The following is a 20,561-nucleotide window of genomic DNA, read 5'->3' as shown; positions in this document are numbered from 1 at the left end:
CGGCGTCATTAGCTGCATCTTTGCGGAAATTGTCTCGCATTAATAATTCTTTGCTACTTATCCAGAGCGTACTTCTCGACTCTTCCCCAAGTCTTCTCGATGATCCTCCATACGCCAACGGCAATCAGGCCGATTACGATCCCCATACCCAGACCTAGCAGGACGCGAATGATCGACATCGCCAGAGGCGTATGAATGTGCGCGAACGTATCCACCATGGAGAGCTGCGCGATCGTAGCCATCGCCAGCAGAATCATAGCCCAACGGTAACGGAGAGCGATGAAGATTCCAGCCAGCATAAGGGGATGGCCTATCAAAAATTCTTTGGTGCGCGGCCTTACTCCGAACGTGTTCTCCAGGAATGAGCGGAAAGCCAGCTCCAGACCCGATACTTGCCCGGCATTGCCGGTGCGGGTGAGATAGTACATGCCGGCTGCAGCGCCTACGCCGATCAGAACGACCCAGAAAAACGTAACCGGCATCATAAGGATGCGTCGAGCGTTGCCGATGACCGTATCGCCCGAACCGTACAAAAACACATAGATCGCTACCAATGCGATAGGAGCAAGGTGCAGAAGACTGACGCCCCTGAACTGCTGGAGCACCAGACTGTACGTAATATGGTTCAGCATCGCCACTACGAGCGGAACGGCCGCAATCGACAGCACCGAGGTCTTGACGAACAGCAGCAACGCTGCTCCCAGCTTGCGTCCATTGGACAACTCGGCGTCTCGCCGCTCCCGGATTTTTCGAACGAGGAGCACGACGGCTACCGTAGGAGCGGCAATGGCGGCGAACAGCGCCAACATCTGCACCATCAAAGTCGGAGCGAGCACATACAAGCCGGCAGCTCCTATGTATCCGATGACGGTAACCGGAAGCAATAATGCCGGTGCGAACAAGCCCAGCATCAAAGCAACCAGCGCAATCGCTCCGGCCATCGCCAGCCCTCGAAGCGCCTTCTCTGCCGGAGCATGGTGTACATCGAACGCTTGAGGAACGCCAAGCTCGAAGCCGAAGTCCGACATTTTCTCGATGAATCCAACCTCGCGTTCCAAAGCGGTCGCTTCCACCGTTCCTTCAGAGACGGTCGACGTATCGATCGTATCGTCCGTATCGTCCGACTTCTCGGCACCCATGAGGGTATCGACAATCATCTCCAACGGATTGGTCATCTTGCCTTTGACGGAATCCCTGAGAGCGAGCGTGTGTAAATAAATGAGCCTGATGTCGCGATCCTTCACCGCCAAGAACAACCGATCCTGAAGCTGCTCGACCGTAAGCTTCGCGAGCTCTCCATCGGATAAGCTGTGCGCTCTGACGACATTATAATCGAGGTCTTTGGCTAAGGACGAGAGACCTTTGGTCGGAGCTTTCATATTTTCGAAAGCGCCAATGCCCATGCCGTGCTCTTTAAGCAAATCGGCAAGATTCTCTATCGCTTTATTTTTAGCGGGCTCGCTGAAGCCCGGCACTCCTTCGCCGTCGAACAGTACGCGGGTTACGCCGTATTTTTCGAACGATTCTATCCATCGTTTCATCTCATCCCGATCGTAAGGAGAAAAGCGATCGGACAAGCGCGGATACAACTGGTAGCCAGCTGCGTGCAAACGGTCCATTTCCAACGGGTTGGGCTGCATCGGACGGATCATCGCATCGTCGATGCCCATGTCGATAGACACGCCTTTTTGGCCCTCGTAGCTCCAATCCGCTACGTCGAACCCGTGCTTTTTGAATGCCCAGTCGATCATCGATCGGATTGTATCGGCATCTCCCGGCTTCGTAAACATGACATAGGTGCGGTTATTTCCGGCATCTGCCGCCGTCTTTCCTTCAAGCAGCGCCGCCTCTGTCGCGGTGTATACTTCTACCTCGCCCGCCCAGCTTAGCTCTTGAAGCGTGCTTTCGAACACCGCCATGCCGTTGACGCCGGCCTCTTTCAGCTTGGCAAGCTGCTCGTCCAGAAATGCCTCGGGTTCCCCCTTCGTAGAAGAAACCTGGAGCAAATCCCGGTAATCGACAACGACGGCCACCTTATTCGCCGACGATTCCGTCTGCGCTCTCGCGTACATGACCGGCAATGCGGCGACGACGCCGACGAGCACGATCCACCATAACCAATGGACAACCTGCGATTCCATACGTTCAGCCACTGAGGCACAGCCGTCACTCCTACCGTGTAAATAAAATAATCTGTTCTGTACGATGCGATATAAGATGCCGGTTCGACGGATTGATGAGGCTGGCCCTTAGGACTAGCATGCCTCGCAAAAGTAGCGGCTTTTCGGCCGCCACTTGGTTTTCTTCATATATTTTAGTCTTCTTCGGACGATTATGCCAGCGAATCGACGCGCTCCATGACGACGGATATAAGCCGGTTAAGCGAAGCTTCCGCTCCGTCCAGACTTTCTCCCCGCACGGCGAAGTACAATTTGATTTTCGGCTCCGTGCCCGACGGTCTCAAGCAGAACCAGGACCCGTCGGTTAACAGAAACTTCAGCACGTTCTCGGACGGCAGGCCGTCCAGCCCTTTTTCGTAATCGAGCACCTTCTCCACTCTAACGCCCGCAACCTCCTGCGGAGGATTCGACCGCCAATCGTTCATGATGGCGCCGATTTTCTCGAGTCCGTCTTTTCCTTTCAGCGTGCGCGACTCCAGCCTCTCAAGGTATGCGCCATACTGGGCATACAGATCCAACAGGACGGAGTACAGCGTCTTCCCTTGAGACTTGTAGTACGCTGCCGCTTCGCTTATCAATAGCGAGGCGACTACCGCATCCTTGTCGCGAGCGTATGTACCCGTCAAATAGCCGTAGCTTTCCTCGTAACCGAACAAATAAACGTGGGAGCCCGTCTGCTCGAACTGCTTTATTTTTTCCCCGATGTACTTGAACCCCGTCAGCGTATTGAACACTTCGCAGCCGAACGATGCGGCGATATCCGCGCCCATCTCGCTCGTTACGATCGTCTTCACGACGGCGCCGTTCGCAGGCAGCTTGCCTTGCTCTTTCAGACGCGACAACAAATAGTAGACCATCAATGCTCCGGACTGGTTACCGGTCAGCACGACATACTTTCCGGCATCGTTCTTCACAACGGCCCCCATGCGATCGCAGTCCGGGTCCGTTCCGATAATCAAATCGGCGTCTGTCTCATCGGCCAGCTTCATAGCCAATGTGAACGCTTCGTGCTCCTCCGGATTCGGAGACTTCACGGTCGGGAATTGTCCGTCGGGAAGCTCCTGAGCTTCCACCACATGCACGTTCGTAAATCCGGCTTGCGCCAATACGCGACGAACGGGAAGATTGCCCGCTCCATGCAATGGCGTGAATACGATCGATATTCCGGCGCCCGCTCCGCTGCGAAGCCATTCCGGCTGAACCGCGCTGGCGGCCACTGCATCGATGAAACGCTGATCTTCCGCTTCTCCTAGCCAGACGAGCAGTCCGGCCGATTCCGCTTCGGCTTGCGTCAGCCGCTTGACCTCATCGAAGGATTCAACCGCGCGAATGCTTGCGATCACCTGCTCCGCTTCGTGAGGGACAAGCTGGCAGCCATCGGCGTTATAGACTTTGTATCCGTTGTACTCGGGCGGATTATGGCTCGCCGTTATGACGATCCCTCCCGTCGCTTTCAAATCGCGAACGGCGAACGAGAGCTGGGGGGTCGGACGAAGAGAGCGGTATAAGTAGGTTTTGATTCCATTGGCGGCCAGCACGCAAGCGGATTCCACCGAAAACGTATCCGAGTTGCGACGGGAATCATGAGCGATGACGACGGAAGGCTCGGACGACAGCCCCTTCAAATAATTAGCGAACCCTTGAGTCGCCTTGCCGATTACATACCGGTTCATTCGGTTCGTTCCGGCTCCCATTACGCCGCGCAATCCGCCCGTTCCGAACTCCAGATCCCGATAGAATCGGTCTTCGATCTCTTTGTCCTGTCCGGTTATGCCGGTTAATTCAACTTTTGTTTCGTCATCGATAGTAGGATCCTGGAGCCAAGCCTCGAATAGTTGTTGCGGAGTTTTCGGCATCGATTCCTCTTCCTTCCCATTAATAGATCTCTTCTCTCTAAATTAACCTTTATTTGGATCGGATAAAGCGAACATTAGCTCGCCCTCCGCGACCACCGCATCTCCAACCTTGGCCACCGCGCGGCCTTTGCCTATCGGTCCTTTGAGCCTTGTAATCTCCAATTCAAGCACGAGCGTGTCGCCCGGCTTCACTTGTCCGCGGAAGCGAAATTGATCGATTCCTGCAAAAAAGCCCAGCTTGCCCTTATTCTCTTCAAGAGCGAGTATCGCGACCGAGCCTACCTGAGCGAGCGCTTCGACGATCAGCACGCCCGGCATAACCGGATAGCCCGGAAAATGCCCGACAAAATGCGGCTCGTTCATCGTAACGTTCTTAATGCCGACAGCGCGCTTGCCCGGTTCCAGCTCTGTAATACGGTCTATGAGTAAAAATGGCGGACGATGGGGAATGATTTCTTGAATTTGCGTGATATCGAGCATGTGCATTGCCTCCCGAATAGGATTATTGTTCATTCGCATAACCATGCTATTGCCTGTGAATACTATTGTCATCCCTTGCGCGGGACTGCAGCCGCCGAGGTTGACTATAAGAGAGCTTGCCGCCGCAACGTCCCTCTCGTCCGTCGCGGCGGCCGTCTCTTTTGTCTTACGCTCTGTTCAGGTTGCGGAATTTCATGAAGTATATACCCGAAGTAACGAAAGACAACGCGATGCCGCACCACAACACCTCTGAACCGCCCGGCTGATCCAGGAAAAGAAGCACGATGGCTACATAGTAAACGACCGTCGTCGCTTTCCCCATCATATTGGCCGGAACCGTCTTCATTCCCCTGAAATAAAAAAACGCCGAGCTCGCGATCATGCCGATTTCCCGGAACGCCATCACCGCTCCGACAGACCAGGAAATTTTCTCGTTGAACAGCAGCGACAGAACGACGGTCAACATCATCGTCTTGTCCGCAAGAGGATCGAGCATGCTGCCGGTTACCGTAATTTGCCCTCTTCGACGTGCGATATAGCCGTCCAAAATATCCGTTAACCCCGCAAGCAGCACGATCAACAGCGCCGCCACCGGATGATCGTTCCAATATAACGCCAAAAACAGGGGAATTAGAGCAAATCGGGACATCGTCAGCAGATTAGGCAAGTTCATCCCCAATTTCCCCCATTTCTCTCAAGTTCCCCACTATTATAACGCTCGTATGAGCAAATGAAAACTCCCCGCAAGAGCCGAGGAGTCGAAACAGCCGCACATGAAGATCGATAAAGGCGATTAACCCTCTCGGGAGAACACCAAATCGTACATATGCTTCCACGTATTCAGATCGAAAACATCAGATAACGGCTGCTTTCCGAGTACGGAGTACCCGACCGCAAGTCCGAAAATAATCGCGACCACGCAAAGAACGGGAATGATGAAAATTTTGACGGTGGTCCATATAATTCGGAGCGCCACCCGTCCGGTGGAGTGTTGACCGCTCGGCTCCGACGATCGGGTCATTGCTGTCATTCGTAATTCTCCTTCCAAGCACAACGACTGCCGCCGTTCTGGACGGCGGTATCCGTTTATCGATGACGCCTGCGGACAAGTATAGCGAAAATCGAATGCCTGCCGCAACACGTGTTCTAATTATGCCCGCAAATTGTTCGCCATGCCCATCATCTGCTCGCTGGAGGAAAGCGCGCGGGCGCTCAATTGATAAGCCCTCTGCACGAGCAAGAGGTCGGACATTTCGTCGCCCCAAGAAACGTTGGACTGTTCCGCGAAGCCTTGACGAACGGCTACTCCCTGAGGAAGCTCGATCAGGTTTTGAAGGACGTCATCCACGTTCACATCCGCAGGCACGCCATACAAATTGTCTCCGACCGAAACCAGAAACTCCGGCTTCGTCACTTGCACCAAGCTCAGCTTGCCCAAATCGATCGGCTGCGAGCCTTGAGGCCCGTTCGCCGTTAGCGTTCCGTTCTCTTCGATCTTGAGCTCGTATCCGTTAGGCACCCGGATTTCCGCTCCGTTGCTGTTCAAGACAGGCAGTCCCGTATCGGTTAATAGTACCCGATCTCCATCCGGTTGCGCAATAAGCTGGAACGCTCCGTGCCTCGTATAAGCGCTCGCTCCGTCCGTCGTCCGCACTTCGAATAGAGCGTTGCCTTCGATAGCGACGTCCGTCGGATTGCCGGTATCCTTCAACGACCCCTGCGTCATGTCGAGTTGAATGGAGGCGATTCGAGAGCCCCAGCCGTGCGTGTAGCCCAGCGGAGAACGCCGTCCGTCCAGACGAAAATCCTCTTGCTGCGACTGCAAGCTCGTCATAATATCCTCGAAAACCGCGCTCTTGCGCTTGTACCCGACCGTATCTACGTTCGCGATGTTATCGGCGAGTATATCGAGCCTCTTCTGAAGCGCGCCCATGGACACGGATGCGGAAATAATGGAGTTGTTCATATCGCGAGGTCCCCCGTCCTTTATACTCTGCCGATTTCGTTCACGGCTTTATCAAGACTGCGATCGTAGAATTGAATGACCTTCTGGTTCGCCTCGTAGCTGCGCAGCGCCGACATAATATCGACCATTGATTGTGCGGAGTCTACATTGGAGCGCTCAAGGAAGCCTTGGCGAATCTGGACTCGCGTATTCACATCGGCCGGATCGACCTGCCGGATGTCTCCCGCTTCACCCTTGTATTGGAAGGTTCCGTCCCCCTGACGTACGAGCAGGTTCGGATTATCCACCCGGGTCAGCATCAGCCTCGGCTCACCGGCCAACGGCAGTCCTGTCGCGGTGCTCACCAGCCGACCGTCGGCCGTTATCGACACTTGCTCCCAAGCGCCGGTCACAACGATAGGTTGTCCGTCGGCTCCGAGAACCGGATTGCCGGAAGAGGTTACCAGCGTTCCGTCCACCGCCGTCTTAAAGCTTCCGTCCCGCGTATAAAGCGGTTCGCCGTTCGCTCCTTCGACGGTGAAGAAGGCTTGCGGCTGATACGTAACCTCGCCGCTTTCCGGATCGACGTACTTGCCGGAGGCATCGAACGCCACTCCGTCGACCAATATGTCTGAGACGATCGCCATATCGCTCGGGCGATACGTCTCTTGCAAATCTCCTTGGCTCATTCTCAGCAGGTTTTCCTCTGCGAACACCCCTGTGGAAAGCTTGCCTACCTTGTTGTCCGACCCAATGTCTCCGCCCAAAGCGGAAATGAGCATGTCGGGAAAAGACCGGGTAACCGCGCCCGATTCCTTATAGCCGGGCGTATTCAAGTTAGCGATGTTGTTCGTGACCGCATCGTGTCGGCGCTGTTGCGCTACCATGGCCGAAGATGCTGTATACAGTCCTCTTAGCATGAATGCCGCTCTCCTCGCCGCTTAATTTCTCCGGGCTATTTTATCCAGATGATCGAGCAAAATTCCGGTACCTTTCACGACGCAATGCATAGGGTCTTCGGCGACAAGAACCGGAACTTTAAGCTCGTCCGCAAGCAAAGAGTCAAGACCGTCCAGCAGCGCTCCCCCACCGGTCAGGATGACTCCGCGATCGATAATGTCCGCAGACAGCTCCGGCGGCGTCCGCTCCAGCACCGTCTTCGCCGCCGCGACGATTGACATCACCGGCTCCCACAGCGCCTCGCGCACCTCGTCGGAGTAAATCGTCACCGTCTGCGGCAAGCCCGACACCATATCCCGGCCGCGGATGTCGATTTCTTCCCTGCGGCCGTGGAGATGAACGGTGCCGATCTTGACCTTGACGTCCTCGCTCGTGCGTTCGCCGATCAACAGCTTATATTTGTTCTTTATGTACTTCATGATCGCGGCGTCGAACTTGTCCCCCGCGACTTTAAGAGAAGAGGCGGTTACGACGTCGCCCATGGAAAGAACGGCAACATCCGTCGTACCTCCGCCGATATCGACTACCATATTGCCGCTCGGTTGAAAGATGTCCATGCCGGCTCCGATCGCCGCAGCTTTCGGTTCCTCCTCGAGGAACACCTCTTTGGCGCCGCAGCGAATCGCCGCTTCGCGAATGGCCTTCTGCTCGACCGACGTAATATTGGTCGGCGCGCAGATCAGAATGCGGGGACGGCTGAACATGCCGCGTCCGCCTACGCGTTCTATGAACTTCTTAAGCATCATGTCAGTCACTTCGAAATCGGCGATGACCCCGTCCCTGAGCGGACGAATCGCGATGATGTTGCCGGGAGTGCGGCCGACCATCCGGCGAGCTTCCTCGCCGACCGCCAGCACCTTCCGCGTGTCGCTCTCGATGGCAACGACGGACGGCTCGTCGAGAACCACTCCCTTGCCTTTCACATGAATGGACACGTTGGCCGTGCCGAGGTCGATGCCGATATCTTTGCTAAACATGAACGTCAGATCCCTCACCGTATCGAAGATGTATAGTGTCTTATTCGCCGCAGGATCTCCAAATCCTTCTTTCGTATCGACAAATTCCGTAATTTCACGCTTTTCCCGCTGTCAGAACTTCCCGTTTTTTGACGGTCGTCTTTTTGTACTTGATCTTGGTCGCTTCCCCCCCTCTCAGGTGCCGGATCGACTTGTGATATTCCAGAATGTGCTTAACCTGATCCGCCAAATCCGGGTTGATTTCCGGCAGACGCTCGGTAAGATCTTTATGCACCGTGCTCTTGGAGACGCCGAATTCTTTGGCAATCGTTCGCACCGTATTTCGCGTTTCCACAATGCACCGGCCAATCTTGATGGTCCGTTCTTTGATGTAGTCGTGCACGCTCCCGCCTCCCTGCTGAAATAGAATTGGTACAGTATATGAGGGGGATGGGCACTTATTCTTTGTTATACCTGCCGACAAGCCGGGAAAGTCCCAAAAACCGGGGAAAAGATAGGTCTACTCGTCCGAACGATGGGTCTTTAGGCTTATCGCCGCACTGCAATAAAGCAGTAAAAGACGGAGAGCCGCAGCCCTTCCGTCTTTCGATTGCTGGTCCAGGCTTCCGTCTTACGACGAACTCCCCTTCACACTATTCAAAAACAATCGGATCAATTGGGCCTCGAACTCCCAGTTACCTGCCGCGTATAAATATTCGAGGGCTTCTTCCCGAGCATAAGGCTGCCGGTGATGGCGGGGAGAGAGCAGAGCGTTGTATACGTCGGCCAGGCCGACGATTTGCGCATACTCGGGAATGTCGGAGTTCTTCAACGCAAGCGGATAGCCTCCGCCCTGATAGCGTTCATGGTGGAGCAAAGCGCACTTCGCCGACTCGGCCGGCATTTCCTTCATTCGTGTCAGCAGACGATAACCGTCGGTCGTATGCCGCTTGATGATTGCGCGTTCGGGATCCTTGAGTTCTCGCGGGAGCTTGAGAAGCTCGGTCGGGAGCCTCGTCATTCCGATATCGCTGAACATGGCCCCCAGCGTAAGCGCGTAGCGGCGGGAAGCGTCGAAATTCCTAATCGTTCCAATGATGTCCGAGCATAGAGCGACCTGCAGCGAATGCTCGAACAGCTGCCTGTCCGTCAAATAAAGAACGCCGAGCTCCTCGGCGAACGCCGGCTGGGATACGATTCCCATGACGATCTCGCGAAACTGCTTGCGAAAGACTTCTACCGGAAAAGGCATTGACATTCGTCCGAGCCCCAAATCGGAGTCGGCAAAAGCGGTCGCTAACCGAACGGCGTCCTCCCTTGCTCGAACGTCGCTTTTTAACGCACTGATATCAGGAAGCCGGTATTCCGATTCCGTTTCGCCGCTGCGGTCGTTCGCGTCCTCTGGCCATGCGACCCCCGGCTTCCGGCTCCTCAGCCTGACCCTGTCAATTCCAATCCTCTTCAAGCTCTGAATGTAAGGCTCGGTAAGCACCGTTCCTTCCTCCAGCATAACCACGCCGTTCCTCGCGAACACCGGCTTGTCCAACACATCGCCGGGCTCCAAATGCGATACGTATACTTCTCTCATCCGGTCGCCATCCCGTACTTTTTTGAATAGATATTGAAAATTATGACATAATGAATCGATTCTTGTCGATACGTCCAACAAAAAAAGCCGGGCCGCCCGCCTTGTCGGCGACGGCGGGATTCCCGGCTTCCTGCTCGATCGCCCGATGGCAGGCAATCGATGCTTCTACTATTACTTGGCGATGAGCGACGTCGGATTGACAGACTGGCCGTTATTGCGAACCTCGAAATGGACGTGAATGCCTTCGCCCGGCTCGCTCTCGCTTTGAGCGGCTTTCGCGATGACGTCGCCCTGCTCGACCTTGTCTCCCGACTTCACTTTGAGATCGGTCAAGCTTTGGTAGACGGTTTCGAGCCCGTTGGCATGCTTGATGTGCACCTCGTAGCCATTTTTCGCCGTCTGCTCGGCAACCGTTACTTCGCCTCCGAGAGCGGCTTGAACGTCGAACGACTGAGCGTCTTTGCGAGCCAAATCGATGGCCATGTGCGGCGCGAACGTGTTGTTAGGATACTCTACCATAGCGGCTACGCGTTCTTCCTCCGATGCGGCGGCATCGTAGAACGGGATGAGTGTCTTCATGTCGTCCATCTTTGCCACCGGCCATTGGAGAGCCTCCCCATTGGCGACCGCAGGCGCGGCGTCCGGACTTGAAGCGCCATCCGTCTGTTCGCTGGAGACGCTCGATACGGCAGGCGATGTCTTATCCGCCTTGTCCGTGTCCGAGTTCATCCAGAGGATGGTTACGATGATTGCAGCCGCGGCCATGTAAGCTGCAGGAAACACCCAGCGCTTGGAAAGTAGTTTTTTCCAACCGGAAGGCTTGGCGGCGGAGTGCGATCCCGTAACCGACTTTTGAGAGTCTTCGAGCTTGCGAGTAGGCTTGTTGTTGTCATTGATCATTTTTTATCACCTCAGTAAGCCATTGTTACCAGGTGATGGGGTTTTATACCTGTCCGGATTAGAAGATTACCATTTTTATAGCGTGCTGCCATTCGGAAGCTTCGATACTTCCATCAGGTTTACTCCCGGATAGTAGTGTTCCACGATTTCGCGCGACGTACTCCCTGCCTTCGCCATCCCCTCCGCTCCCCACTGGCTCATACCGACGCCATGCCCGCTTCCGTATGTGGTAATGAAGATTTTGGAGCCCTTGATTACCCATTCGAACGATGAGGACCGCAAGCCGAGCATGCTGCGGACTTCGGTTCCCGGCAGCTTGAGCGTACCGACAGCCAACATTTTTACTCGTTGTCCTTCCGACCGTTCGGTCACTCGAATAGGCAGCTTGCCTCCCCCCGCACCCGCAACTATCGGTCCCATGGCCTGCGCCGACTTCGCTCCAAGCAATTCGTAAAACCTCTTGAGCGGCATCTCTACCGTTTCCTTCGAACGAGGCGCCCCCTCTTTATCCCACGGACTTTCTACCGATCGCAAATAAGGAAGCTTGAACGGGAACACATCCTCCGAATTTTCCGTGTAGCCGTTGCTCGTGGAAAAATAGAGCGCATCGATCGGCTGTCCCTCGTAGGCGATGATGAGGCCTCGCGTATTTCGGCACGCTTGGTCGGCTTTCATCCAGCCCTCCCGATCTTGAACGAGCAGCTTGCTCATCCGACTAATCGACCGGTATGCCTGGTGCGTCTGCGTGTCTGTGACGTCGGCGTTCTGTACCGGCATGCCTGTGCGATCATCGTTCATCAGACGCCGGAGGATATAAGTGCGAGCGGCAAGCGCCTGCGCTTCCAGCGCCGCCGGCTCGAAATCAAGCGGCATCTCGGCCGCCACCACTCCGCGTACGTAAGTTTCCAGGCTGACCGTCTCTACGGTTTTGCTTTCCGACAAGTAAACTCTCACGAACGGTTCGGGGTAGCGGGAATTGGGTTCCAAGGGCGTAAGGCCTTGGGTCAAAGGCGAAAGGCCTTGGGTCACGGGCAAGGAACCGGATACGGAATCGGACTTTCCGGGGTCCGGATTTTCCGATGAAGGAGATCCTCCCTGTAATCTCTCGCTCGCGGGCCCGTCCGACAGCCTCTTGGCTTGCGATTGGACTTGCGATTGAGCTTGCGATTGGACTTGCGATTGAGCTTCGCTCTTCGGACTCTCGTTCCCTATTGTCGTCGATAACTGCCCCTCAAATCCCGGTGCATGAACGAATAACCACAATATACCGGCTGCGAGCGTCCCTCCGGCGAACGCAGCCCATTCTATTTTCCAGCTTCGTATCATGGTACCCCCTCATAGCTTGGACTTCTTTCAAACTATGCGTTTTCAGCTCGTGCTAGAACCCGTTCGATAGACTTGCCAATCGGCGAAAAGTCATGTAAGCTTGTCTCGTTACTACGCATACTGCGGTCGGTCGTAAAGCATACGCCGTTCGTTCGGAACTTTCGTTCCGGATGAGCGGCTATTTTATTTTCCGAGAGGATGAGACGTTCTGTGGAGGAGAATCTGGATCCCCAATTCGAGACTGCCCATACGAATTGGATGGAGAAGCAGCGCAAATCGGCCAGAGGGGAACGACGAAGGAGGCTATCACTTCCAAAAGGTGGAAATTATGCCGAGTTGCAGTTTCTAGCTCGAATATGGTGGCCCGCCTTTGGCCAATTTGATAATCTGCATCCCGAGTATGAAGTAAGAGATTTCAAAGACGGGTACCGCTATCTAGACTTTGCACTCTTGCTCGGGGGGCTGCACATTTGTATCGAAATCGATCCCTACGGCACCCACAAACGAGATATCGATCGATGGAAATATAACGACAACCTAATCCGTCATGACCATCTGGTTCTTGACGATTGGAGGATTCTTCGTTTTTCCTTGGATCACATCCAGAGACATCCCCGGCTCTGCCAACAGTTGCTTCAGCAAGCTATCGGGAAGTGGGGGATGGCTCCATCGACTCCGCTACGATGACGGATCCCATCGACCGGGCCATCGTCGCTTATATGAGAACGAACAAAGGGCCCCTTACGCCGATCCAAATCGCCAGAGGACTCCACTGGCACCGGAAAACAATCGCGGTACATCTCAAAAAGCTTCTTAGGGAAGGACACGTTCTCTCCGCTAGTCTCTGTAAAACTCGGATTCGGAGCTATGTTCTTAGTACGGATAACCTCTAGCAGGGTAATGCTCGGCGGTCGGGTGGGCAGACGCGGAAATAAGACACCTACAGTTACTATTTCCGGCGGTCGGGCGGGCAATCGCAGAAATAAGGCACCCTCAGTTACTATTTCCGGCGGTCGGGCGGGCATTCGAGGAAATAAGCACCTACAGTTACTATTTCCGGCGGTCGGGTGAGCAATCGCAGAAATAAGACACTCTCAGTTACTATTTCCGACGGTCGGGTGGGCAGGCGTGGAAATAAGGCACCTACAGTTACTATTTCCGGCGGTCGGGTGGGCAGGCGGGTAGCGTCAAGAAGTTTGTGTAGTAGGTTTTTCCATCGGGATGATGGACATGATTTTAGGTTTTAGAGTTGGCGGAGAGCGCAGCTCAAGCGAAGGCGCGGGAGATTGGTTTTTGTGGCGCTACTCCTCGGATGTTATCTTGTCCGAATATCGTGCCTCAAACATCTCGGTTAACTTCTTCTTCACTTCAGGATCTGCAAACCCACGTATGGCGCGACTTTCGTTACGTTCGTTGTAGTCGATTGCCTGCAAGTAAACGATCTTCTCTGCCGCATCCATGTTCGTTAAACTATTCATCGGCTTGAGTCTCTTGCGGATTTCCTTATTCATCCGCTCGATTGGGTTGGAAGTGTAAATGGCTTCCTTGATGAGGCTGGGAAATTTGTAAAAGGTCAGCAACGTAGGCAGTTGCTCCTTCCAAAGTTCCATCTCTTTTGGATACAATTTGCCCCACTTTGCGTAAACCGTGTCGAAGGCTGCTAATGCAAGATCTTTGTCCTCAGCCGTGTAAACCGTTTTGATATCCTCGATAACTTCCGTTCGATGTTGCACCCGGATTTTTGGGAAAGTAGCACGGACTTTGTGCACCACACAATGCTGCACGTCGGCTTTCGGGTAAGTCTCGCGGAAGGCTACTTCAAGCCCTGTCAGGCCGTCAAACACGCCGAGCAGCACGTCTGTCGCCCCGCGTTTATAAAGATCTTTGAGTACTTCCCGCCAGCCATTTGAACTCTCTTGGCCGCCAATGTAGAAGCCAAGGATTTGCCGGTGACCATCTTCGTCGATCCCCATCGCAAAGTAAACGACTTCGCCACTTACGGTGCCGCGTTTGAGTTTGACGTAAAGACCGTCGAGATAAATAACCGAGTAACGTTTCTTTAGCGGGCGCTGCAACCAGATTTGAATGTCCTCCAACACTGTCGCTGTAATATTACTGACGGTCGTAGGCGAATATTGGCTACCAAACATGCTTTCAATGAAACGGGCGACGTCTCGTGTGCCCATACCGCTTTTGTACATCTGAATAACAGCTTCCTCTAGCCAACCATCTCGGCGCTGATACGGCTCGAATACGCTGGTTTGGAATTGGCCATTACGGTCACGTGGTACCTGGAGATCTTCAATGTGACCATACTTCGTGTGGAGGGTGCGCGTGTAATAACCGTTCCGGCTATTACGCTGATGTTCTTCCTGCTCCTCCAACATGTGTTTGATTTCAGCTCGCATGATCGTCTCAATGTTCTGTTTCACAAACTGTGTGACAAGATTTTCAAATAGATCGTTAAGCATGTTTTCGGGTATAGTAGTCATCGAGTAGGGCTCCTTCTTGGTGGCGTCGTAACCCCGAGAATACCCTACTTTTTTTTGTTTTGGTAAGACTCCAAAACATGGTACACAAACAATTTTACGTCATCGGCAGGCGCGGAAATAAGGCACCTACAGTTACTATTTCCGGCGGTCGGGTGAGCAATCGCAGAAATAAGACACTCTCAGTTACTATTTCCGACGGTCTGATGGGAATTCGAGGAAATAAGACACTCACAGTTACTATTTCCGACAGTCGGGTGAGCATTCGAGGAAATAAGGCACCCTCAGTTACTATTTCCGATGGTCGGGCGGGCATTCGGGAAATAAGGCACCCTCAGTTACTATTTCCGGCGGTCGGGTGGGCATTCGAGGAAATAAGGCACCTACAGTTACTATTTCCGGCGGTCGGGCGGGCATTAGAGGAAATAAGGCACCCTCAGTTACTATTTTCGGCGGTCGGGTGGGCGTTCGAGGAAATAAGGCACCCTCAGTTACTATTTCCGGCGGTCGGGTGGGCGTTCGAGGAAATAAGGCACCCTCAGTTACTATTTCCGGCGGTCGGGTGGGCAATCGCAGAAATAAGGCACCCTCAGTTACTATTTCCGGCGGTCGGGTGGGCGTTCGAGGAAATAAGGCACCCACAGTTACTATTTCCGACATTCAGGTGGGCATTCGAGGAAATAAGGCACCTACAGTTACTATTTCCGGCGGTCGGGCGGGCATTAGAGGAAATAAGGCACCCACAGTTACTATTTCCAGCGGTCGGGCGGGCATTAGAGGAACTAAGGCACCTACAGTTACTATTTCCGGCGGTCGGGTGGGCGTGTGGCGTATCAGCAATCTGACGAGGACAACCCAGCAAAGGAATGCAGAAAAAAGACGCCCCGAAGGGCGTCTTTGACGAACAGCTTATGGAATAAGTACGGAAAACGCGCCACGGCTAAGCCGCTTCATGCCCTTGCCACCTGTTGCTTAATCCGATCCGATCCGATCCGATCTCAATCCGACCTGATCATTACTTCAATGTTGCTTACTCCGATCGCTTCACCAGCTTGCTGCATCCGATCACCAATGAATCCAGCCTAATGAATGTCCGCCAAATCGATCGCTACGCCAATGTCGGCTGAACGTTCAACAGACGAACGGCCGCAGCTTCTTCACGCTCGGGTTGCGCAATGCCAGCAAGCAGGACGGCAGGCTGAAGCGAACGCTGCTCCGCTTCCTCAAGCAGCTCTTCCGGCGACGGAGCGCGAAGAATGTCGGCTCCTAGAGCGCGAAGCTTGCCTACAATGTCCATGTAGCCGCGATCGATATGATGAACGCCGCTTACTTCCGTTACTCCGTCAGCGACCAAGCCTGCGCAAATAAGCGCGGCTCCGGCACGCAGATCGGTAGCGCACACCGCAGCTCCGGACAAATTCAAACCTCCGGTAATAATCGCTGTGCGGCCGTCCACTTTGATCTCCGCGCCCATCTTGATCATTTCGTCGACGTGCATGAACCGGTTCTCGAACACCGTCTCCGTCACGATGCTCGTTCCTTCGGATCGAAGCAGAAGAGCCATCATCTGAGCTTGCATGTCGGTCGGAAAACCCGGATATGGAAGCGTCTTGACGTCTACCGCGCGCAAAGGCTTTTCCGTGCGAACACGAATTCCGTTCTCGTCGCAATCGACGACGGCGCCCATTTCCTCCAGCTTTGCCACGACCGGACCGAGATGGTCCCGAATCGCTCCTTCGACATACACGTCACCGCCGGTAATGGCGGCTGCAATCATATAGGTTCCGGCTTCGACCCGGTCGGGAATGACATGGTGAACCACGCCCTTCAGCCGCTCGACTCCTTCGATACGGATGACTCCGGTGCCCGCTCCGCGGACTTTGGCTCCCATCGCATTAAGGAAATTGGCCAGGTCGACGATTTCCGGTTCTTTGGCCGCATTTTCGATTACTGTCGTTCCGTCTGCCGTCGATGCCGCCATCATAATATTCTCGGTGGCGCCGACGCTTGCGACGTCGAGGTAAATTTTTGCCCCGCGGAGCTTGCCGCTCACGCTGGCTTCAATCGATCCTTGACCGAAGCCGATTTCGGCTCCCATCGCTTCGAACCCTTTGAGATGCTGGTCAATGGGGCGAGTACCGATGGCGCAGCCGCCCGGCAGCGATATTCTCACTTTGCCAAGACGCGCCAACAGCGGTCCCATAACCAAAAACGAAGCCCGCATTTTTCTCACTAATTCATAAGGAGCGTCATACGAAACGAGCGAATCCGCGTTCAATCTGACACAGTCGTCGCTTTGCTGCGAGTGAACCCCCAAAGCCGCGAGCACTTGCAGAATATTCGTCACATCGTCTAGGGCGGGCACGTCATGAATGACGCAGGCTCCTTCTTCCGCAAGCAATGCGGCCGCCAGAATCGGAAGGACGGAATTTTTGGCTCCGTGCACACGGACAGCTCCCGATAGGGGACGGCCGCCGCGGACGATGATTTTGCTCATGGGTGGTTCCCTCCGCGCGTGTAGATAATCATTCCGGAGCAGCCAACTAATTCAGCCTACCCCCGAAAAATCCAAATTACATCATACCATCGTAACCTTGACCGGCACAAGCGCCAAGTTATTCCGGATTTTTCCCTCGAATTGAGGTTTTTCCATTAGCGACTTTCAACCCTTGCATGTCGATCCTACTGCTCCGTATTACCCATTGTCTTCATTCGACCCTAACCTTATGCGGGCCTTATCCGGATTGGAACAACCATTTCATTGCGCCAGCCCATTCCCAATAATCGAGAAAAAAGCGGGACATAAGATGTCCGACGATAACGGCAAGCACGACCTGAATCATCCGGGCGCGAGGGCTGCGCGGGTTGCGGACAAACGCATCCCATTTCACTTCTTGAAGCAGTATCCAGGCAAGAGCAATACAGCCCAAAGTAACGAAAATGGCAAATAGTCCATTGAGCCCCATTGTGGTATATAATCCCGAATCGCTGCCCAACGTTATTTCCCCTCCTTACTTATCAATGAATCAAGTGAGCGAGAATTACTGCGCATTCCGCACGCGTTAGCGGCTCGTCTGGCTGAAACCTGCCATCCCGATAACCGGCCAGCCACCCTTTTCGTTCAAGCGCTTCGATAGCGGCAGCGGCCGGATGGCTTGCAGGCACATCCCGGAAACGCTGCCCTGTCGGCCTCCCCGTCTCGACGGAACCGGCGGCGGCCAGCAAGATGGCGATCTCTCCTCTCGTCATCGGGCGATCGGGCTGGAACATCGAAGACGAGCCGTACATGGCTAGCCAGCCGGCCTTCTCCGCTTTCGAGATAGATCCGTATGCCCAGTGCTTCGAAGATAGGTCCTGAAACCGGGTTTTCGCCGGCAATCCCAAGGTTTCCCTCTCATCAACGGACCGAACGACAAAGGCAACCGCTTCCGCGCGAGTCAGCTCTCTGTCCGGTCTAAAGCGTCCATCGGCGAATCCCGCTGCCCAGCCTTGCTTCACGATAGCTCGAATGGGTTTTTCCGCCCAGTGGCCGGCTATGTCCCATAACGGCTCTTCCGCGGACCGCTCGGTAAGCTTCAAAGCGTACAAACCGTTGGACATCGGACTATTCGCCGTTATCGATAAGTAATACGTCCCGGGTTCAAGAACCGTCAATCCGGACAGCTCCTGCTTTCCCGCCGCGTTTTTCCATGTGTGTATCGTTTGCAATTTTTGGTTCTTCAATGCGATGGAGACGGCAGCCGTTCTCTCGATGTTGCTCATGCTGATGTTCATTTCCCGCTTACCGTCTATTGTAAAACGAAACCAATCATTGTCTTTGCTTGTATCTATTAACCCGTTGTAAATTTTGCCCGTAGCAAGCGGCGTGGCGGTCAGAGCATCGTCGTTCCGCTCGTTGGGATCTTCATATTTCGTAATATATTCCAGCGAGACCGTATACGTCCCGATTACTGGCTCCGGGTTCTCGGACGACTCGTTGCGGATTCGGATGTAGTACTTTCCAGCCCTCGCCTGCCGCAAAATAAGCTCCTCGGCTTCGCCGTCGCCGTTCTCGTCGGCCATTGTCGCGGTTCCTCCAGCGGGCTGTACCCACAAGGAAGGATCAATCCTCGTCGTATCCGTCGTCACTGCAAGACGAAGCGTCCCTTCCTTCGGAAGCGTAACGACTGCCCAATCCTCATCTTGTCGCTGGTGAAAGGTACCGCTCCAATCCTGACTGCGGGCCGGAAGCGTGTAAGCGGACAACGCGCTATCGTTCGGCTCCATCGAATCCGCTCCGATTTTGAGCGTCGAAACGAATCGGTAAGCTGCAGCCGCGACTCCTCCGTCTTTCAGCAAGGGCGGCGCAGCAGCCTTTAGCCAATAGGACTGCCCTTTACGAACAGGCCAATGAGCAGGCGAGAGCGGACGCACGACCTTCTGATCTCCGGCGGAGTAAAGAGTAAGACCGGACTGCCAGTCGACCGCCTCCGCGCTTCCTTCCAGCACGAGAGTCCCGTCATAAGGAATGCGTACCAAAAAACTATCGATATCCTTGCTGCCGCTCCATGTGCCAGCCACTTCCTTGCCTAGCGGAAAAGCGGATGCCTTCGCCAACGTATCGTTCGGCTCTCGCCAATCCGGCACGTCCTTCGCCCGCAAAGCCGTATCTACCCGCACCATTCCGTAGCCGGTCGAGGGATCCCATCCTTTCGGCTCCAGATCCGCAGCCGAACGGCGGAGAGCTTCCCTTACCCGAAGAGGCGTCCAATCCGGATGAGCGCCCCACAGCATAGCCGCCGCAGCCGCAACCTGAGGAGCGCCCATCGACGTTCCTTCCATGCTCGTTCGCCCGCCGCCGATGGCAAGCGTCTCCACCTTCCATACGGCGGCGATATCCGTCTCCGAGCCGTGCGTGGATCTTGCCTCCGCTTGATCGCCCGTTGCGCCCGATACAGCCAGGACGGTCGGGTATGCGGCAGGATATTGAACGGCCGCCTTGCTGCCGAATTCGGCAGCGTCGTTGCCGCTGGCCGCCACGAGCAGCACTCCCCGGCTTTCCGCCAAAGCTACCGCTCCCCGCAACGATGCAGCGTCGCGTCTTAGCCCCAGAGACAGCACGATGATATCCGCCCCATGCTCGACCGCATACCGAATGCCTTCGGTGAGCTTGGCTTCGTCTCCAGCGCCGCTTTGATCCAACGCCTTGATGGGCATAATTCGGCCTTGCCAGCGCGGCTTGGAGGCCAAGTCGCCGGAGCCTGCATTCCCCGCATCCGCGATTGCCGCGATCACTCCGGCAACAGCCGTGCCGTGGCCGTTGTCGTCCTGCGGAGGCTTCCCTTTTTGGAGCAAATTAACGCCGTCCGTCAAGTACGGACGAATTCCGGGGTGGCTCAAGTCCGCTCCCGTGTCCACGATGGCGATGGTCGCCCGGACATTGCCATCGAACGACGACCAAGCTTGGGGAATGCCGAGCGTTTCTAAAAATGCAGGCTTGCGGGCTGCGACCGTCTTGTCCGTATCGCCCGGATCGACGAGAACGTTCGCCTGGCTGAGCGAGCGAACGTCGCCAGCGGTCGCGGCGGATTCCCCATACAGCGAAATTTCCGAAGTCAACGATCCGGCGATTAGCGCGAACACGCATCCGAGCGCGATGAATTTCCCGGAACGAGCGTGCTTCTTCCGCGCGGCACCGCGGTTGTCGAGCTGCTTGTTCACTCTCATCACGCCTTTTCCGTCGCTAACTTTTACACTCCAGTAACATTTCGAGTTTCGACACGGATTCCCTTCTTTTTTCTGAAAATAAGGTCTAAGGTCTCACAACCCTTCGATTATATGGTTCGTAAGCCCGGAGCCTGCGACAAAAAAATCGCCGATCGGCTTTTCATGACGCAAGGTC

At 54.8% G+C, this 20,561-nt stretch carries 17 protein-coding genes; 1 reads left to right on the top strand and 16 read right to left on the bottom strand.

The features are described 5' to 3' along the window. Positions 1-53: 53 nt before the first annotated feature. The 12 genes from D3H35_RS14785 to spoIID form a co-directional block, all read right to left on the bottom strand. Positions 54-2,141, bottom strand: a complete 2,088-nt coding sequence (locus D3H35_RS14785; RefSeq protein WP_119150066.1) for a DUF5693 family protein — start codon at positions 2,139-2,141, stop codon at positions 54-56. Between the two features lie 191 nt (positions 2,142-2,332). After that, positions 2,333-4,036 (bottom strand): phospho-sugar mutase, encoded by a 1,704-nt coding sequence (locus D3H35_RS14780; protein WP_119150065.1) that lies wholly within the window; start codon positions 4,034-4,036, stop codon positions 2,333-2,335. Positions 4,037-4,078: 42 nt separating this feature from the next. Further along, on the bottom strand, positions 4,079-4,516 hold the full coding sequence (gene fabZ, locus D3H35_RS14775; protein ID WP_119150064.1) for a 3-hydroxyacyl-ACP dehydratase FabZ: 438 nt from the start codon (positions 4,514-4,516) through the stop codon (positions 4,079-4,081). 166 nt (positions 4,517-4,682) lie between these two features. After that, positions 4,683-5,189, bottom strand: a complete 507-nt coding sequence (locus D3H35_RS14770) for a CDP-alcohol phosphatidyltransferase family protein (protein ID WP_119150063.1) — start codon at positions 5,187-5,189, stop codon at positions 4,683-4,685. A gap of 120 nt (positions 5,190-5,309) precedes the next feature. Next, positions 5,310-5,546 carry a DNA-directed RNA polymerase subunit beta gene (locus D3H35_RS14765; RefSeq protein ID WP_233567942.1) on the bottom strand — a complete coding sequence of 79 codons (237 nt, stop codon included), beginning with the start codon at positions 5,544-5,546 and terminating at the stop codon, positions 5,310-5,312. Positions 5,547-5,666: 120 nt separating this feature from the next. Continuing rightward, positions 5,667-6,482, bottom strand: a complete 816-nt coding sequence (locus D3H35_RS14760) for a flagellar hook-basal body protein (RefSeq protein ID WP_119150062.1) — start codon at positions 6,480-6,482, stop codon at positions 5,667-5,669. A 20-nt stretch (positions 6,483-6,502) separates the two neighbouring features. Next, a complete protein-coding gene (locus D3H35_RS14755; RefSeq protein ID WP_119150061.1) occupies positions 6,503-7,381 on the bottom strand; it encodes a flagellar hook-basal body protein in 879 nt (292 codons plus the stop codon). A gap of 21 nt (positions 7,382-7,402) precedes the next feature. Further along, positions 7,403-8,398, bottom strand: coding sequence for a rod shape-determining protein (mreB, locus tag D3H35_RS14750; RefSeq protein ID WP_119150060.1), 996 nt, complete (start codon positions 8,396-8,398; stop codon positions 7,403-7,405). A 94-nt stretch (positions 8,399-8,492) separates the two neighbouring features. Beyond that, positions 8,493-8,780: a sporulation transcriptional regulator SpoIIID gene (gene spoIIID / locus D3H35_RS14745; protein WP_027094289.1), complete on the bottom strand. Its 288-nt coding sequence runs from the start codon at positions 8,778-8,780 to the stop codon at positions 8,493-8,495. A 228-nt stretch (positions 8,781-9,008) separates the two neighbouring features. Beyond that, on the bottom strand, positions 9,009-9,965 hold the full coding sequence (locus D3H35_RS14740; protein ID WP_147355846.1) for an HD-GYP domain-containing protein: 957 nt from the start codon (positions 9,963-9,965) through the stop codon (positions 9,009-9,011). 171 nt (positions 9,966-10,136) lie between these two features. Further along, positions 10,137-10,865 (bottom strand): M23 family metallopeptidase, encoded by a 729-nt coding sequence (locus tag D3H35_RS14735; protein ID WP_119150058.1) that lies wholly within the window; start codon positions 10,863-10,865, stop codon positions 10,137-10,139. A gap of 75 nt (positions 10,866-10,940) precedes the next feature. Beyond that, on the bottom strand, positions 10,941-12,191 hold the full coding sequence (spoIID, locus tag D3H35_RS14730; RefSeq protein WP_119150057.1) for a stage II sporulation protein D: 1,251 nt from the start codon (positions 12,189-12,191) through the stop codon (positions 10,941-10,943). Positions 12,192-12,401: 210 nt separating this feature from the next. Here spoIID and D3H35_RS14725 point away from each other — a divergent pair, with 210 nt between their 5' ends. Beyond that, positions 12,402-12,878, top strand: coding sequence for a hypothetical protein (locus tag D3H35_RS14725; RefSeq protein WP_119150056.1), 477 nt, complete (start codon positions 12,402-12,404; stop codon positions 12,876-12,878). A 614-nt stretch (positions 12,879-13,492) separates the two neighbouring features. On the opposite strand, the gene D3H35_RS14720 is transcribed toward D3H35_RS14725, so the two are convergent. The 4 genes from D3H35_RS14720 to D3H35_RS14700 all read right to left on the bottom strand — a co-directional run bounded on the left by D3H35_RS14720 (position 13,493) and on the right by D3H35_RS14700 (position 20,380). After that, entirely contained in the window at positions 13,493-14,683 is a 1,191-nt protein-coding gene (locus tag D3H35_RS14720) for an IS256 family transposase (protein ID WP_119150055.1), read from the bottom strand. Between the two features lie 1,105 nt (positions 14,684-15,788). Continuing rightward, complete coding sequence (gene murA / locus D3H35_RS14710) at positions 15,789-17,177, bottom strand: UDP-N-acetylglucosamine 1-carboxyvinyltransferase (RefSeq protein WP_119150053.1); 1,389 nt, start codon at positions 17,175-17,177, stop codon at positions 15,789-15,791. Between the two features lie 238 nt (positions 17,178-17,415). Then, positions 17,416-17,676, bottom strand: a complete 261-nt coding sequence (locus D3H35_RS14705; protein WP_233567941.1) for a DUF1146 domain-containing protein — start codon at positions 17,674-17,676, stop codon at positions 17,416-17,418. Positions 17,677-17,698: 22 nt separating this feature from the next. Then, positions 17,699-20,380, bottom strand: a complete 2,682-nt coding sequence (locus tag D3H35_RS14700; RefSeq protein WP_158594119.1) for a S8 family serine peptidase — start codon at positions 20,378-20,380, stop codon at positions 17,699-17,701. Between the last annotated feature and the right edge of the window lie 181 nt (positions 20,381-20,561).

Origin of the sequence: Cohnella faecalis (assembly GCF_003570905.1) — a bacterium.
GTDB classification, from domain to species: Bacteria; Bacillota; Bacilli; order Paenibacillales; family Paenibacillaceae; genus Cohnella; species Cohnella faecalis.
Note: the sequence above shows the minus strand (reverse complement) of the source record. Positions and strands in the feature narration are given on the sequence as shown.